Raw genomic sequence first — 838 nt, 5'->3', positions numbered from 1 at the left:
ATGGAAACGTGAACAAATAGAATTTGTAACCTTTTCTAAAAATACAGCTGCTTTACTCCATAATTCTCATCAAAGAGAAATTACTGTACAGTCAACGACGGATACCATATTATGCTACGCAGATGCTTCGAAAATGAAGCAATTGTTACTCATTTTGCTTGATAATGCGATCAAATATAGCAAAGATGAAATAAAAATCATTTTATCTGAAGCAAAATCAATGAACGCTGAGCTCAATGGGACAGAAATACGTATTAAAGATCATGGTATTGGCATTCCGTCAGAAGAATTGCCGCGGGTATTCGAGAGATTCTACCGGGTGGATGCTTCTAGATTTCGGCAGACTGGAGGAACAGGGCTCGGTCTATCTATCGCTAGCGAAATAGTCAAGCTTCATAACGGAACGATCCATATTCAAAGCGAAAAGAATATAGGCACAGAAGTCATCGTGTTCCTCCCTTTTCTATAGACAGAAAATCCAGGTAGATCGGGATTTCGAATCTTAATCTTATTTATCCAGGTCAAATCTTGAATATCCCCTGATGTCCAATGACACAAAAGTGCCTACATAACTTTTAATGTAAATGCCTGAGGAATCAGGCTTTTTTATTTTAATGTTGGAGGATTTGTGTCATCAAAAAATGCACAAATGTCCCTACATTGTAGCCTTGCGACACAAATCCACCTACTTTATAGCGAGTTCGATTTTCGGGCGTATACCTCGAGAAATTCCGATTGCCAACAATGATAAATTTACCGCTTAACTAAAGGGCAAATTAATGGAATAAAATGTATGATATAATGGGCAATAGTGGATAACGGGGGCAATCATTATAAT

At 37.6% G+C, this 838-nt stretch carries 1 protein-coding gene; it reads left to right on the top strand.

The window, feature by feature from the left end; genetic code table 11:
- Positions 1-469, top strand: a 469-nt coding sequence (locus tag AC1DUA_RS39410) for a sensor histidine kinase (RefSeq protein ID WP_477504852.1), incomplete at its 5' end; no start/stop codon positions are given.
- Positions 470-838: the final 369 nt, after the last annotated feature.

It is taken from the genome of Paenibacillus sp. 01T422 (genome assembly GCF_056398785.1).
The sequence above is the reverse complement of the archived record's forward strand: the minus strand, read 5'-3'. Positions and strand labels throughout refer to the sequence as shown.